15 protein-coding genes are annotated in these 15,622 nt (G+C 64.6%); 2 read left to right on the top strand and 13 right to left on the bottom strand.

Translation table 11 applies throughout. The annotated features are described in order from the left end of the window. Window positions 1–2: 2 nt before the first annotated feature. From H1S04_RS12930 to H1S04_RS12955, 6 genes are read right to left on the bottom strand one after another with little or no spacing between them, the layout of a single operon-like run. Window positions 3–677, bottom strand: a complete 675-nt coding sequence (locus H1S04_RS12930; RefSeq protein WP_220185232.1) for a class II aldolase/adducin family protein — start codon at window positions 675–677, stop codon at window positions 3–5. Next, complete coding sequence (locus tag H1S04_RS12935) at window positions 677–1,537, bottom strand: VOC family protein (RefSeq protein WP_181745965.1); 861 nt, start codon at window positions 1,535–1,537, stop codon at window positions 677–679. The genes H1S04_RS12930 and H1S04_RS12935 overlap by 1 nt, the downstream gene beginning before the upstream one ends. After that, entirely contained in the window at window positions 1,534–2,391 is an 858-nt protein-coding gene (locus H1S04_RS12940) for a VOC family protein (protein WP_181745966.1), read from the bottom strand. Before H1S04_RS12940 ends, H1S04_RS12935 begins: the two co-directional genes overlap by 4 nt. A 46-nt stretch (window positions 2,392–2,437) precedes the next feature. Next, entirely contained in the window at window positions 2,438–3,409 is a 972-nt protein-coding gene (locus H1S04_RS12945; protein ID WP_220185233.1) for a TRAP transporter substrate-binding protein, read from the bottom strand. A 34-nt stretch (window positions 3,410–3,443) separates the two neighbouring features. Further along, window positions 3,444–4,712: a TRAP transporter large permease gene (locus H1S04_RS12950; protein ID WP_181745968.1), complete on the bottom strand. Its 1,269-nt coding sequence runs from the start codon at window positions 4,710–4,712 to the stop codon at window positions 3,444–3,446. Next, window positions 4,709–5,323, bottom strand: a complete 615-nt coding sequence (locus tag H1S04_RS12955) for a TRAP transporter small permease (protein ID WP_181745969.1) — start codon at window positions 5,321–5,323, stop codon at window positions 4,709–4,711. Before H1S04_RS12955 ends, H1S04_RS12950 begins: the two co-directional genes overlap by 4 nt. Window positions 5,324–5,437: 114 nt before the next feature. Between H1S04_RS12955 and H1S04_RS12960 the strand changes: the two genes are divergently transcribed. After that, on the top strand, window positions 5,438–6,136 hold the full coding sequence (locus H1S04_RS12960; RefSeq protein WP_181745970.1) for a GntR family transcriptional regulator: 699 nt from the start codon (window positions 5,438–5,440) through the stop codon (window positions 6,134–6,136). A gap of 51 nt (window positions 6,137–6,187) precedes the next feature. Here the strand turns inward: H1S04_RS12960 and H1S04_RS12965 are convergent, their stop codons facing one another. Together H1S04_RS12965 and H1S04_RS12970 are read right to left on the bottom strand one after the other, a co-directional pair. Beyond that, on the bottom strand, window positions 6,188–7,819 hold the full coding sequence (locus H1S04_RS12965) for a GMC family oxidoreductase (protein WP_181745971.1): 1,632 nt from the start codon (window positions 7,817–7,819) through the stop codon (window positions 6,188–6,190). Between the two features lie 82 nt (window positions 7,820–7,901). Next, window positions 7,902–9,209 (bottom strand): MFS transporter, encoded by a 1,308-nt coding sequence (locus tag H1S04_RS12970; protein ID WP_181745972.1) that lies wholly within the window; start codon window positions 9,207–9,209, stop codon window positions 7,902–7,904. 216 nt (window positions 9,210–9,425) lie between these two features. On the opposite strand from H1S04_RS12970, the gene H1S04_RS12975 reads away from it, so the two are divergent. Then, window positions 9,426–10,193: an IclR family transcriptional regulator gene (locus tag H1S04_RS12975; protein ID WP_367275800.1), complete on the top strand. Its 768-nt coding sequence runs from the start codon at window positions 9,426–9,428 to the stop codon at window positions 10,191–10,193. Window positions 10,194–10,211: 18 nt separating this feature from the next. On the opposite strand, the gene H1S04_RS12980 is transcribed toward H1S04_RS12975, so the two are convergent. The 5 genes from H1S04_RS12980 to H1S04_RS13000 are packed head-to-tail and all read right to left on the bottom strand — an operon-like array spanning window position 10,212 to window position 15,615. Next, on the bottom strand, window positions 10,212–11,162 hold the full coding sequence (locus H1S04_RS12980) for an ABC transporter ATP-binding protein (protein WP_181745973.1): 951 nt from the start codon (window positions 11,160–11,162) through the stop codon (window positions 10,212–10,214). Then, the gene (locus H1S04_RS12985) at window positions 11,159–12,148 is read right to left on the bottom strand and encodes an ABC transporter ATP-binding protein (RefSeq protein WP_181745974.1); all 990 of its coding nucleotides are present in this window, start codon (window positions 12,146–12,148) and stop codon (window positions 11,159–11,161) included. The genes H1S04_RS12980 and H1S04_RS12985 overlap by 4 nt, the downstream gene beginning before the upstream one ends. Before the next feature lie 3 nt (window positions 12,149–12,151). Next, window positions 12,152–12,985, bottom strand: coding sequence for an ABC transporter permease (locus H1S04_RS12990; protein ID WP_181746024.1), 834 nt, complete (start codon window positions 12,983–12,985; stop codon window positions 12,152–12,154). Between the two features lie 49 nt (window positions 12,986–13,034). After that, on the bottom strand, window positions 13,035–14,006 hold the full coding sequence (locus H1S04_RS12995; protein ID WP_181745975.1) for an ABC transporter permease: 972 nt from the start codon (window positions 14,004–14,006) through the stop codon (window positions 13,035–13,037). Window positions 14,007–14,019: 13 nt separating this feature from the next. Beyond that, window positions 14,020–15,615, bottom strand: a complete 1,596-nt coding sequence (locus H1S04_RS13000; protein WP_181745976.1) for an ABC transporter substrate-binding protein — start codon at window positions 15,613–15,615, stop codon at window positions 14,020–14,022. Window positions 15,616–15,622: the final 7 nt, after the last annotated feature.

A 15,622-nucleotide genomic window follows, 5' to 3' on the forward strand; every position in this document is an offset into this window, starting at 1 on the left:
TTTCAAGAAACCAGTTCGGGGTCGCCCGCGGTCAGGTGATCCCACATGCGTTCGAAAATCCGCCCGGCGCGGGTGGCGCGTCTGGCGGCCTGATCGGGCGGAATGACCGGCGCGGTCTCGGCCAGACCCGAGGCGAGCGCCGCCAGTTCGATCCGGCACATATCCTCCAGATAGAAGGCGAGGCCCGTCGCCTCCTGCAGGCTCGCACCGGCCACCACCGCGCCATTGCCGCGCATCAGCAGCCCGGCGCTGCCGCCCATGGCGTCAATCGCCGCCGCCGCGCCGGCATCGTCGCGCAGCAGTTGGATATCGTCCCACAGGCCCGGCGCGGGCGCGAAATAGGTGCCGAAGCCGTGGCGCATCTTTGGCACAACGCCAAGCGCCGCCAGCGCCATCACCGAAGGCCCCATGAAGCGGATCACGCCGCCCGCCTCGGGGCGCCGCGCATAGATCTGCTGGTGCAGCCGCACTTCGCCCAGCACGCCTTCGGGCAGCGGGCCGTCAACCGGGACCACGGTGCAGGCCTCGCCCTTGGCGACCTGCGCCATCGGCCGGGCCGGGCAGACCAGAAAGCTGTCCTGATTGATGCGGGCCGAGCAATGGCCGTAGGCATGGACCAGCCCGGCGCGGCCAAGCGCGCGGGCGGCGATGCGGACGGTGCGGGCAAGATCTTCCATCATTCGTCCTTGAAGGCGGCGATATTCGGTTTCGCGCCCCAGTGGCAGAAGCCCTTGGGTTCGAAATGGAACTGTCGGTCGCGCCACAAGGGCTCGTCATGGATCTCGCAGACGCCGGTGGAATATTCGAAGGTCATGCCCTCGGGTCCGCTGAAATACAGGAACTGCGCCGATGAGGTCGGATGCCGCCCCGGCCCGAAGGTGATGTTCACCTGATTTTCGCGCACGAAGTTGAAGCTGCGCTGGATGTCGTCGGCGCTTTCGACCTGATGGTTGATGTGCTGGATCCCCGCCTTGTGATAGGGGAACAGCGCGATCGAATGATGGATCGTGCCCAGCCGCATCAGCGGCGCATCGCCGATCCGGTCGGAGACACGGGCATTGCAGACCTGGGTCCAGAAGGCCTCGTCACGCTCGGCATCGGTGGTGCAAAGACCGACATGCGAAAAGCCGGTGATGCCGGCATCGCGGGTGCCGTGATAGCGGATCCCCGAAGTGGTCGGGCGGACGACGAATTCGATGCCGTTGCCGGTCGGGTCGTTAAAGCGGATGAAGGCGCCGACATGGCGCGCCTCGCATTCGGCGCGGGTGCCGACATGGACCCGGTGGCCGAGGTTTTCCAGCGTCGCCGCCGCGCGTTCCAGATCGTCGGCCGAGCCGATTTCAAAGGCAGTCACCTGATCGTCGGGATTGCCCTCGAAATAGCAAAGGGTGTGTTCGCGCTGATCCGATTTGAAATAGGTGGCGCCCTTGCGCCGCTCGCTGACCTGAAGGCCAAGGATGTTCACCGCGAACCATTCGGCCCCGGCCAGATCGGTGGTGCCGAGACGGCAATAGACCACGTCCTTGAGTTCGATCATCTCTCCCTCCCTGAAAATTCGGGGGCCTCGCTTTGCGATCCCCAGACATCGTGAGATTGCGGCGTACCGGGAAACTGGCGCGGGCCGCGCGCCGCGATCTGCGGCCCCTGTTCGGTTTCGGCGGCATAGCTGAAAAGGATGGCCGAGGGTCCGCGCGCGGTCACGAAAACCGCGCCGGAGGTGGGTTGCCGCCCCGGCCCGTGAACCACGGGCACCTGCCGGTTCTGGAAGTGATACCAGTTCTGCATCACGTTATGGATGCTTTCGACCGCCCAGACCGCGCCCAGAAGCCCGTCCCGATCCGAGGGATAAAGCGCGATCCGGTGATGGGCATCGTCGATGCGCAAAAAGACCGCATCACCCACCCAGTCCGAGACTTCGGCGCCGATGCCTTCGGTCCAGAAGGCTTCATTGGCGGCAATATCTGTGCAGGCCAGTTGAACGGCCTGAAACTCGGTGATCCCCGCATCGCGCGGCCCGTGATAGCGCCAACCCGAAGTCAGCGGGCGCCAGACCAGTTCCACCTGGACCCCGTTCGGCGCCGTCACCACCAGACCCGACTTGACCTGACGGCGCGCGCAGTCGGCACCTTCCAGACGGCGCGGGCTCCAGCGCGCCAGCCGTGCCTCGGCCACGTCCAGATCCTCGCGTCGGGCCACGGTCAGCGCGACCGCCTGCCCCGGTTCGGTCGAACAGCACAGCGCATAGTTCCGCGCATCGGGTCGGAAGCGGGCATCGGTCTCGTCCCGGTCGCCGGGTTGCAGGCCGAACACCTCAGTTGCGAAACGGGTGGCACTGTCGAGATCGTCAACGGCGATGCGCAGATAGCGCAGGTCGCGATAGGCGATGGTCATACGGTTTTCCTCCGGTTCGGGCGGGGGCAGGCCCGCCCGCGCCCTGTCATTGCGCCAGCGCGGCGGCTTCGGCTTCCAATTCGACCAGCAGCGGCGTGCGCTCGCGCCAGCTTGCATACCAGTCATCGACGGCAGCCCCGAAGAAGGCCCGATCCGCCTCGATGATCGGAACATTGGTCCCCTGCAGTTCCGCCAGATAGGTGGCGTCGATCCCGGCATAGCGGCCGACCATGGCGTCGACCTCCTCGGTCATGGCCTTGCTGACGATGGCGCGGTCCTCCTCGGACATGGTCTGCCATTTCCGCCCCGAAGCGACCGAGATCATCGGAAACATCATGTGGTTGGAATGGATGATGCTTCCGGCATTAGCGTAGTATTTCGAATTCCAGGTGCCTTCGAAATCGATCTGCATGCCGTCGATCTGGCCATTGGCGAAAGCGTCATACAGCGCCGGCAGGGGCATCGGCGTCGGCGCGGCGCCGAGCCGGGTCCAGAAATCCAGTTCCTGCGCGAAGGGCACCGTGCGCACCTTCTTGCCCTTCAGGTCGGCGACCGAAGCCGCGTTGCCGCGCATGACGATCTCGCGCATGCCGGCCATGCCCCAGGCCAGCCCCTGCAGGCCGAATTTGCCTGCGCCGGACAGAAGCTGGCCGGCGACCTCGCCCTTCAGCAATTCGCGGGCGCCCTCGGGTCCGTCGACAATATAGGGGGCCAGAAAGATGCCATAGCTTTCATCGCGATTGGCCAGCTCGCCCAGCGTCAGGAAGGCGAAATCCAGCGCCCCGGTCTGAAGCTGCTGCAGCATCTGCGCCTCGTTGCCAAGCTGGCCAGAGGGGAAGACGAGAATGTCCACACGGCCCTCGGTCTCGGCCTTGATCCGTTCGGCGATGGCGGTGGCGGTCTTGGTCCATTCATGCGGCGGCGGGGTGATCAGGCCGATGCGGTATTGTTCGGCCTGCGCGGTTACCGCCCCAAGGCACAGCGCCAGCGCGGCCCCGGCGATGTTGATGAATTTCATGGTTTTCCTCCCTTTCATTTTCTTGATTTCCCCCTCAGCGACCGATCAGGCTGGTCGACAGCGCCGGAAACACCACCAGCAGCAGCAGCACCGCCAGCACCGCCAGAAAAAAGGGCGTAAGCAGCACGGCCAGCCGTTCGGCGCGGACCTTTCCCATCACCGAGGCGATGAAAAGCCCGGTCCCGACCGGCGGCGTCAGCAGCCCGAGCGTCAGGTTCAGGCAGACGACGACCCCGAAATGGAACGGGTCTATCCCGTAGATCCCGGTCGCCACCGGCAGAAAGACCGGCACGATCAGGATGATGGCCGGGATGGGATCGGTGATCATGCCCAGAACCAGCAGCAGCACATTCAGCATCAGCAGGAACACAATGGGCGATTGCGTCATCGCCTGCATGGTCGCGGCAACCAGCGCCGGCAGATTCTCGAAGGTGATGACCCAGCTGAAGACCTGCGCCGCCGCGATCAGGAACAGCACCGTGGCCGAGGATTTCCCGGCATTCACGAAAGCCTTGGGAATGTCCGACCATGTCATCTCGCGATAGACGAAGCGGCCGATCAGGATGGCGGCAAGACTTGCCAGCGCGGCGGATTCCGTGGGCGTGGTCAGGCCGCCCAGAATGGCGCCGACGATGGTGACCGGGATCACCGCGGCGGGCAGCGCATCACGGATGGCGTGCAGGCGCTGGCGCATCGTCATCGCCTCGTTCCGAGGGAAGGCATGGCGGTGGCCCAGCCAGGCGATCACCGCGATGAAGGCCAGGAAGATCAGCAGGCCGGGGATGATCCCGGCGATGAACAGATCGCCGATGGGGATCTGCGCGATCACCCCATAGATGATGAACAGCATCGAGGGCGGGATGATCGGCGCCAGCAACCCGCCGGCCGCCGTGATCGCCATGCTGACATCGCGGGGATAGCCGGCTTTTTCCATCTCGGGCACGGCCAGGCGCGACATGATGATGATCTGCGCCACCGTCGAGCCGAGGATCGAGGCCATCATCATGTTGGCGCAGAGGTTCACATAGGCCAGCCCGCCCCGGACCCGGCCCAGAAAGGCCATGGCCAGCGACATCAGCCGCCGACCGATGCCGCCGGCATTCATGAACTCGCCCAGCAGGATGAACAGCGGCAGCGCGATCAGCCCGTAGTTTTCAAGGCCGCCGTAAAGCTGCTGCGGAAAGCTTTGCAGCATGATCGTGTTGCCCGAGACGAAGATGTAGATCAGCGCCAGAATCGCCAGCGTGAAGGCGATGGGCACCCCGATGGCCAGCAGCGTCAGAAACGAGGCGGCGACGATCATGCGGGCTGCTCCTCGCCCCCGGCCAGCCGCGCGGTCAGCGAGACGAGGACATGCAGGATGCCGGTCAGGCAGAAGACCGGCAGCACCATCCAGAACCACACCTTGCGAAGGGGCAGCGTCACCATCGGCTCCTGCCAGATGAAGTTGAAGCTGGCCTGCGCATAGGCGTCCGCCGAGCCGGCGCGGATCAGGCCGGGTAGATCGAACCAGCGCCACAGCAGTACGGCCAGCGTCAGGAAGAAGGCCAGAAGCACCAGATCGACCATCACCGCCAGCACCGCGCGGCCGCGCAGTGGCAGGACATCGGGCAGCAGCGTCACCGCGATATGCTGGTGCTGCGCCAACCCCAGCGAGGTGCCCAGAAAGGCGCCGAGGATCATCAGATTGATTGCCAGCTCATCACTCCAGATCAGCGGGCGGCCGATGGCGCGCGAAGTCACGTTCAGCACCAGAAGACCGAAGACGGTGGCCGTCAGCACCCCGACCGCCACCATCTCGACCCGCATCACGCCCTCATTCAGCCGTTGCAGCCGCCCCAGAAGGCCGGCTTGCGGCGGCGCGCCGAGGTCGGGCGGCCCGGCAACCTCTGGCAGCTCCTGTGATAGCTTCATCGGTAATCCTCCCTCTCGGCATTAAATATCGATATTTAAGGCCAGTCAAATAGGAAAATTGATTTATTTGCAGAAACCGCTATACAGGGGTGAGAGAGAAAGAGAGACGACGCCATGAACACACTGGCTATCCGAGAGATCGCGGACGCGGCGGCCGAGAAAACCCAGGCCGAGCGGGCCTATCGCCTGATCCGCGAAGAAATCCTGTCGGGCGCTCTGGAAGCGGGGCTGAAGCTGAAGATCGACATGCTGCGCGAACGCTTCGGCATCGGCGCGGGTCCGTTGCGCGAGGCGCTGGCGCGGCTTGTGGGCGATAATCTGGTGCAGGCGCTCGGTCAGCGCGGCTTCGTCGTGCCGCCTTTGTCGATTCAGGAGGCGCGCGAGATCGGCGATCTGCGCAAGCTGCTGGAAGCCGAAGCGATCGCCAGTTCGATCCCCGCAGGCGACGTTGCCTGGGAAGAACGGGTCATCACCAGCTATCACCGGCTGGAGCGGCTGGAGACCTCGGAAAATCAGGGGGTCGCCCATCTGGCGGATTGGGAGGTGCTGAACCTGACCTTCCACGATGCGCTGGTGTCAGCCGCGCCTTCGGTCTGGCTGCTGCGGCTGCGCAGCCAGATGTTCAAGCATCACGAGCGCTACCGGCGGTTTTCGCGCAAGGCGACCGCGATGACCCGCGACATTCATCTGGAGCATCGCGCGCTGATGAATGCCGCGCTGGATCGCGACGTTGCCACCGCGGTCGAGGTGATCCGCACCCATGTCCAACGCACCACCGACGTGGTGGTCGAACAGCTTGCCGGGCGGTTGTGACCCCACCCGGCTGCCGGGCGATTGTATCGCGCGGGAAGCCGGAACCGCCGCTCAGGCGGCGGCACCGGTTCCGGCGCGACGATCCTCCTGCACCATCCGGGCCAGCTTGGCACCGATCATCATCGCCGGGGCGTTGGTATTGCCCGAAACGATCTCGGGCATGATCGAGCAATCGGCGACACGCAGCCCCTGAACGCCACGCACGCGCAGGCGCGGATCGACCACGGCGCGGTCGTCAGGCCCCATGCGGCAGGTGCCGGTCGGGTGATAGATCGTCGTTGAGTTCATCCGCGCCCAGGCCAGCACCTCGTCATAGCCCTGAACCTCGGGGCTGGGGCGGAATTCCTCGGAAATGGCGGATTTCAGCGGCTCGGTCCGGGCCAGCTTGCGGGCGATCTCGATCCCGGCGACCAGCGTATCGCGATCGGTCTGGGTGGCCAGATAGTTCGGATCGATCCGCGGCGCCATCAGCGGATCGGCAGATTGCAGAGTGATCGTGCCCCGGCTTTCGGGGCGAAGCTGGCAGACCGACTGGGTGAAGGCCGAGAAGGGATGCACGCCCTCCCCGGGGCTGTCGGCGGACCAGGGCTGGATGTGGAACTGGATGTCGGGCGTGGCGAGGCCGGGCCGGGTACGCATGAAGCCGAAGACCAGACTTGCCGCCATCGTCATCGGGCCGGTGCGGAACAGGGCATATTCCATCCCGATCCGCGCCTTGTTGAACATGCTGCGCACTTCGTCGTTCAGCGTCGCCTCGCGCGTCTTGAAGACCAGCCGGGCCTGCAGGTGATCCTGCAGGTTGCGCCCGACCTCGGGCGCGTCATGCTGGACGGCGATGCCGTGGTCGCGCAGATGCGCCTGATCGCCGATGCCCGACAGCATCAGGATCTGCGGGCTGCCGATGGCACCGGCGCACAGGATCACCTCGCGCGCCGCCCGGATCACCTGACGGCTGCCATCGGGGTGCTGCAGCTCGACCCCGGTGGCGCGGCCATCCTCGATGATGACGCGGCGGACCTGTGACTTGGTCACGACCTGAAGGTTCTGCCGGTTGCGGATCGGCTTCAGGAAGGCCACGGCCGAGGAACAGCGCCGCCCCTTGTTCACGGTCAGTTGGAAATGGCCGACGCCGTCCTGCACCGGGCCGTTATAATCGGGATTATAGGGATAGCCGTTGGCCTTGGCGGCCTCGATCCACAATTCGCAGATGCGGCGGCGCAGGCGCGGATCCGAGACCTGCAGCGGGCCATGTGTGCCACGCCCCTCGCCGCCGCCCGGACGCTGGAAGGTCTCCAGCTCCTCGAAGATCGGACCGACCTCGCGCCAGGACCAGCCCTCATTGCCCATCTGTGCCCAATGATCGTAATCCTCGCGCTGACCCCGGACGTAAAGCAGCCCGTTCAGCGAGGATGACCCGCCCAGCACCTTGCCGCGCGGCCAGTGCAGCGAGCGGCCGTTCAGCGCCGGATCGGGCGCGGTTTCATAACACCAGTCGAAATTCGGGTTGTGCATGGTCTGGAAATAACCGACCGGGACGTGGATCCACGGGCTGGTATCGCGGTTGCCGGCCTCCAGCAGGACAACGCGCTGCGAGGGATCGGCGGACAGGTGATTGGCGACCACGCAGCCGGCCGATCCCGCGCCGACGACCACATAATCCGCCACATCCGGTGCTTGGCTCATCTCTGCATCCTTGTCGGGCGAAGCCCGTATGTTCCCAGGGGTTCGGAAAACCGGGCGGCGGTGGACCGCCGCCCGTATATGTTCAACGGCGCGCGCGGCGCCCGATCAGAATGGCGCTGATCATCGATACGATCCCGGCGAAGGCGACATAGACGCACAGCCAGAACGGGTCGTTACCATTGGCCGCCATCAGCGCCGTCGCGATCATCGGCGTGATCCCCGAGGCGAAGATGCCCGAAAACTGATAGACGAAGGACACCCCGGTATAGCGCACGGTCGGATCGAACAGATCGGCGAACAGCGCCGCCTCGGGACCGTAGCACATCGGATAGATGATCCCGAAGGGCAGCACGATCCCCAGCACCACCAGCACCGGGTTGCCTGTCGACATCAGCGCAAAGGCCGGAAACACGCTGAGCGCCAGCAGCAGTGAACCGATGGCATAAGTTTTGGGCCGCCCGATGCGGTCCGACAGCCGCCCGAAGAAGGGGATGCAGAAGACCATCACGATGGCGGCGGCGGCCACGGTCCACAGCGCGAAGGAACGCTCCATCCCGATATCGCGGGTCAGATAGACGATCGAGAACACCGCGAAGACGTTGAAGAACACCCCGTCAATATAGCGCGCGCCCATGCCAAGGGCCACATTGCCCGGATAGCGCTTGAGCATCTGCGTGAATGGCAGCCCCTGATCGCGGCCGCGCGATTCCGCCCGTGCTTTCTTGAATTCCGGGCTTTCGCCGATATTGCTGCGGATCCAGGTGCCCAGCACCACCAGGATGATCGAGGCGATGAAGGCCGCGCGCCAGCCCCAGGCCATGAAGGCCTCCTCGGGCAGCATGGTCAGAAGCGCCATCACCCCCGATGCCATGAACAGGCCCAGCGACAGCCCGATCTGCGGGATCGAGGCGTAGAAGCCGCGTTTTCCCTCGGGCGCGAATTCATAGGCCATCAGCACCGCCCCGCCCCATTCACCGCCGATGCCGATGCCCTGCAGCACGCGCAGCACCAGCAGCAGGATCGGGGCCAGGATGCCGATGCTGTTATAGGTCGGCAAAAGGCCGATCAGCACCGTCGCACCGCCCATCAGAAGAAGCGTCAGCACCAGCATGGTCTTGCGCCCGATGCGGTCGCCGAAATGGCCGAAGATAAGACCGCCCAATGGCCGGGCGACAAAGCCCACCGCAAAGGTGGCATAGGCCAGCAGGATCGAGACGGTCGGGTCATCCGACGGAAAGTAAAGCTTGTTGAAGACGATCCCGGCGACGACGCCGTAAAGAAAGAAATCGTACCATTCGATGGTCGAGCCGACGAGGCTGGCGAATACCACCTTTTTGACATCGTTCTGCGGGCCGCCAACCGCGTTGGTATGGGCCATCGTTACCGCCATGACATCCTCCCTGATGCTGCGACGCTGTCGAATTTTTTCGGCTTTCCCGGCGACTCCTCCTTGCGCCGGTGTTTCGAAGCTTACCCAGCGGTATCGATTTGTGTCAAAGTGTTTTTGATAGTTAAATTCTCATTTTTAATATTCTTGCGAAGCCATGAGCAATTGGAGCGGCGCGAGCAACAATGTAAGATCCTCTCCGAAACGACGGAATTGATGATGATGAAAACCTTTCAGGACCCACAATCTTCTGCCCCAAGCTTTCGAAATCTGCAGATTCTTGAAGTGCTTGCCGCGCATGGGCAACCGCTGACCGCGACCGAGATCAATGCCAGCCTGAAACTGCCGGTCCCCACCATCCATCGGCTGGTCGGCAATCTGGAGGCCGAGGGCTATCTGATCCGACATATCGACGGGCGCAGCTATCAGCCGGGGCCGAGACTGCAGCAGATGATGCGCGGCGTGATCCGCTTCTGGCATCAGGATCTGCCGCAGCGCGACATCCTGATTCGCCTCAATCAGCGCATCGGCGAGACCTGCAACCTGTCGATCCCGGATGGCGATGCGATGCTGTATGTGGATCGGGTCGAAACCCAGTGGCCGCTGCGCATTCAGCTGCATGTCGGCTCTCGGGTGCCGCTGCATGCCACGTCGGCGGGCAAGATGTGCCTGTCGCAGATCAATGATGGCAAGCTGCAGCGCTATCTGAAACGGGCGGAATTGAAGGCCTTTACCCCGCAGACGATCACCGATCCGCAGCGCCTGCGTGACGCGCTGCGCCAGATCCGCGAACAGGGATATTCCACCGATTCCGAGGAATTCGTGCCGGGCATGATCGCGCTGGCGGTTCCCGTTCTGGACCGCGCGGGCGAATTGATGGCGACGGTTTCGTTTCACGCCCCCATCCAGCGGCTGACGCTGGAGGCGGCGATGAAATACCTGCCCGACCTGCGTGCAGCGGCCGAGGAACTGTCGCAACTGGCCTAGAGCTTGCCGCTCACCGGTTCAGGCGCGGTGACAGGCGACGACGTGGCGGGGGCCAAGCTCGCGCAGGCGGGGCATCTCCTGCCGGCAGATGTCGATGGCGATCGGGCAGCGCGAGGCGAAGCGGCAGCCCTTCGGCAGGTTGACCGGGCTGGGCGGGTCACCTTGCAAGCGCGCCCCGCCGCCACGGCGGCGATGTTCGGGCGCAAGCGAGGGCGCGGCGGCGATCAGCGCCTGTGTATAGGGGTGCAGCGGCCGCGCGAAGATCTCTGCCGCCGGTGCCTTTTCGACGATCTGACCCAGATACATCACCGCGATCTCGTCGCAGATATGGTGCACGACGCCCAGATCGTGGCTGATGAACAGATAGGTCAGCCCGGTCTCGCGTTGCAGCCGCCGTATCAGGTTCAGCACCTGCGCCTGCACCGCCACATCCAAGGCCGAGACCGGCTCGTCGAAGACGATCAGGTCGGGCCGGGTCGCAAGCGCTCGCGCCAAGCCGATCCGTTGCCGCTGGCCGCCGGAGAACTGGTGCGGATAAAGCGATTTCAGCTCGGCCCGAAGGCCCACCTGCGTCAGCAGTTCCTCGACCCGCGCGTCGCGGCCCGAGGCCTCGCCCAGTCCCAGCAGGTCCATCGGCTGGCGGATGATCCGCCCGACCCTTTCGCGCGGGTTGAGTGACGAGAACGGGTCCTGAAACACCATCTGAAAGCGCGGGCGGGCGCGGCGCAACTCCTCGCCCTCGATACGACTGATCGGCGTGCCGTCAAGATCGACCTCGCCGCCGGTGATCGGGGCGAGCCGCATGACCGCCAGCGCCGTCGTGGTCTTGCCCGAACCGGATTCGCCGACGATCCCCAGCGTCTGGCCGCGCCTTATGTCGAAGCTGACGCCATCGACGGCATGGACGGTGCGCCCGTTCGGGACCGGGAAATGCACCTTGAGGTCGCGGACGGAAAGAAGCTGGTTCATGCCGAAACCTCCTGGGGTTCAAGCCGGATGCAGGCGGCGGAGTGATTGGCGGATATGGCGACATGGCGCGGCTGGGCCGCAAGGCAGGCGTCGATGGCCATCGGGCAGCGCGGCGCAAAGGCGCAGCCCCGGCCCAGATCGGTCAGCGCAGGCACGATGCCGGGAATTTCCGGCAGATCGGCGTCGGGATCGGCGTCGATGCGGGGAATGCTGGCCAGAAGGCCGCGCGTATAGGGATGGCCGGGATTGTCCAGCACCGCATCGGCCGGTCCACGCTCGATGATCCGGCCGGCATACATGACCGCCACCTTGTCGGCCATTTCCGCCACCGCGCCCATGTCATGGGTGATCAGGATGATCGCGGTGCCGGTCCGCTGGCGCAGATCGTCCAGCAGGGTGAAGATCTGCGCCTGCACGGTCACATCCAGCGCGGTCGTGGGTTCATCCGCGATCAGCAGCTTCGGCTCGCAGGACAGCGCCATCGCGATCATCACCCGCTGCCGCATGCCGCCGGAAAGCTGGTGCGGATAGGCGTCCGCGCGCAGTTCCGGTTCCGGAATGCCGACGGCGCGCAGCATCTCGACCGCGCGGGTCCGGGCGGCGGCGGGGCTGGCCTTCTGATGAAGGCGCACCGCCTCGGCGATCTGCTCGCCGCAGGTAAAGACCGGGTTCAGCGAGGTCATCGGCTCCTGAAAGATCATGGCGATATCGCCGCCACGGATCCTGCGCAGGTCCGACTGCGGCAGCCTGGTCAGGTCGCGGCCCTGAAAGCCGATGCTGCCGCCGACGATCCGGCCGGGCGGTGACGGGATCAGCCCCAGGATCGACAGCGCGGTCATGCTTTTGCCGCAGCCGGATTCGCCGACGATGGCCAGCAACTCACCCGGCGCGACGGTAAAGGACACATCGTCCAGCACATGGGCCACGCCCCGGCGGGTGGTGAAATCGACCTTGAGGTTACGGATGTCCAGAACGGGATCGGCCATGGCTCAGCGCTCTCTCAGACGGGGGTTGAAGGCATCGTTCAGGCCGTCGCCGACAAGGCTGACGCCCAGCACGGTCAGAAAGATCATCACGCCGGGCAGCGTCACCACCCACCATGCGTCCAGCAGATATTCCCGGCCCGAACCGATCATCAGGCCCCATGACATGACGTTCGGATCGGACAGGCCCAGAAAGCTCAAGCCCGCCTCGAACAGGATCGCCATGCCGATGGTCAGCGTGGCCGAGACGATCAGCGGCGGCAGCGCATTGGGCAGGATCACCCGCCAGATGATATTGCCGTCCCCTGCCCCGATGGCGCGCATGGCGCTGACATATTCCAGCGTGCGGATGCGGCGGAACTCGGCCCGGGTCAGGCGCGCGGTCTGCGGCCAGCTGACGATGCCGATGGCCAGCGCCACGTTCATCAGCGTCGGCTGAAACAGCGTCACCACCACCATTGCGAACAGCAGGGGCGGCAGCACCTGAAAGAACTCGGTGACGCGCATCAGCAGATCGTCGACCCAGCCGCCATAGAACCCGGCATAGGCGCCGATCACCACCCCGATCACCATGGTGATCAGCGCGGCGGCAAAGCCCACCGCCAGCGTGGCGCGGCCGCCCGCGATCAGCCCAGCAAGAATGTCGCGACCGAGGTTGTCGGTGCCCAGCGGGATCGTCGGGTCGTCACCCGGCGGCGACAGCGGCGCCCAGACGATTTCGAACGGGTCGACGTGATACAGAAACGGCCCGGCAAAGGTCATCAGCACGACCAGCGTCAGCAGCAGCAGCCCCAGCATGGCGGCGGGGCTGCGGCGAAAGATGTCCCAGGCTTCGGCCATCGGGCCACGGGCGGCTGGAACCGAGGTTCTGGCTTGCGCGGTCATGGGCTCAATGTCCTTTGGCAAGGCGCGGATCCAGCAGACGCGAGACGAAATCGGTCAGCAGGTTCGCGATGATGACAAGCAGGGTGGAGAAGAACAGGATGCCCAGCACGGTCGGATAGTCGCGGGCAAGGATCGACTGAAAGGCCAGCGTGCCAAGACCGGGCCAGCTGAACACCGTCTCGACCAGAACCGCGCCGGAAATGATGGCGCCGAACTGCATCCCGGCCACGGTGACGACCGGCAACAGCGCGTTGCGGAAGGCGTGATGGTTCAGCACCCGCCTTTCGCTGACGCCCTTGGCGCGGGCGGTGCGGATATAATCGGCGCCCAGCACTTCCAGCATCGAGGCGCGGGTCAACCGGCTGTATTGCGCCAGATAGACCAGCCCCAGCGTCAGCGCAGGCAGCACAAGGTGGTGCGCGATGTCCAGCGCCCGCACCAGCGGGCCGCCCTGTTTCACGATGTTGATCATGCCGGCGACCGGGAACAGCGGGATTTTGGCCGCGAACAGGATCACCAGCATCAGCCCGGTCCAGAAGACCGGCGCCGAATAGCCGACCAGCGACAGGACCGTGACCAGCGTCGAGGCGATGCCGCGCGGTTTTCTGGCCGCCATGACCCCCAACCGGGTGCCGACGATCAGCGCGAAGGCCAGCGCGGCGGTCACCAGCAGCAGCGTCGGCCCCAGCCGCGACAGGATCAGTTCGACCACCGGGCGGTTGTAGAAATACGAGGTGCCCAGATCGCCCTGCAGCGCCCGGCCCAGATACAGGCCCAACTGCGTCAGGATGGGCTTGTCCAGCCCGTATTGCTGGCGGATGGCGGCCATGACCTCGGCATTGGCGCCGCCCATCTCGCCCGCGATCACCTCGGCCGGGTCGCCGGGGGCAAGCTGGATCAGCAGGAAGTTCAGGACCAGCACGGCAAGGATCAGGGCGGCTGCGTAAAGCAGCTGCCGCAGGATACGATAAGCCATCGGAAATCTCCGCCTATTGCTTCAGCCAGACCTCGTCCATCGGTCCCATCGGACCCCAGATCGAGATCGGCGGGTTCTGCACGGCCTGATTATAGACCGTATGATAGGGCACTTCGTTGATATAGTGGATCGGGATGTCGTCGGTGATCTGCTTGAAGGCCTGCGCATAAAGGTCCTTGCGGCGGGCCTGATCCGCCTCGACCCCGGCTTCGTTCAGCAGCTTGTCGACATTCTCGTTGCAATATTGCTGGGTGTTCGACCAGATAATGCCCTCGCGGATGTTCGAGCAGAGATAGGTCCGGTTCACCCCGATCACCGGGTCACCCCAGTTGAAGACCTGATCCATGGTCATGTCGAAGTCGTAATTCGAGATACGCTGCGCCCAGGTCGGAAAATCCGGCGAGGCGCGGACGCTGACCGTGATCCCGATCTTGGCCAGCGCCGCCTTGACATATTCCGCGACCGCGCGCTGCTGTTCCTCGATATCGGGGATATAGTCGATCTGAAGTTCCAGCTTCTTGCCGCCATCACCATAACCGGCTTCGGTCAACAGCGCCTTGGCCTTGTCCAGATCGAAGTCATAGCGGGCCACATCCTCGGTGAAGAAGGGGCTGCTTTCCACCACCGGCTCGATCGCCGGTTTCGACAGCCCGGCATGCAGCGCCTTGGTCACGAAATTGCGGTCGATAGCATAGCCGATCGCCTGACGCACGCGCACATCCGACAGCGCCGGGTTCTTGGTGTTGAAGGCCAGCCAGTTGATCGGGCCGATACCGGCATAACCCTTGTCGGTCAGACCCATGCCCTGCGCCTTCTCCAGACGCCGGATCAGCCGGGTGGAATCGAGCAGCGGATAAAGCTGCGCCTCGCCCGATTCCATCGCCAGAACGGCCGAGTTCGCGTCCTGATATTGCCGGATCACGATGCTGTCGAGATAGGGCTTTCCTTCCAGAAAGAAGCCGTCATAGCGTTCCAGAACGATATACTGGCCCGGCTCGAACTTGGTGACCTTGAACGGGCCGGACCCGACCGGCAGGTTGTTCTTGGGGTTCGACTTGATGTCCTGACCATCGTCAAAGACATGCTTGGGCAGGATCGGCGTCAGCGCCGAGGACAGCGCCAGCAGGATCGCCGGATGCGGCGTCTTCATGCGGATGACCACGGTCTGCGGATCGGGCGCCTCGAAGGCCTCGACCGGTTCCAGCATCGACGAGAACGGGTGATTGTCCTTGACCACGTTCAGCGACCAGATCACGTCCTCCGACGTGATCGGCTTGCCGTCATGGAAGGTCGCGCCCTGCCGCAGCTTCAGCGTCAGCACCTTGTTGTCGGGGCTGAATTCCCAGCTTTCGGCCAGATAGGGCTGCGGGGTGAAATCCTCGCCATAGCGCAGCAGCGTGGCGAAGATCTGGGCGGCGGGCACGGCGGTGGCGATGCCGGACTGCACGGCGGCGTTCAGGTGCCGGGGCTTCTGGGTCGAGGCCATGACCAGCGTGCCGCCGCGCTGCGGCTCCTCCTGGGCGAAAAGCGGCGACGAGCAGGCCAGCACGATCAGGGCCGCCACGCCGCCAAGCAGGGTGCGACGGCTGAAGATGGGGGTAAGTTTCATCGGTCTC

It is taken from the genome of Paracoccus sp. S1E-3 (assembly GCF_013868135.1).
Lineage (GTDB): Bacteria > Pseudomonadota > Alphaproteobacteria > Rhodobacterales > Rhodobacteraceae > Paracoccus.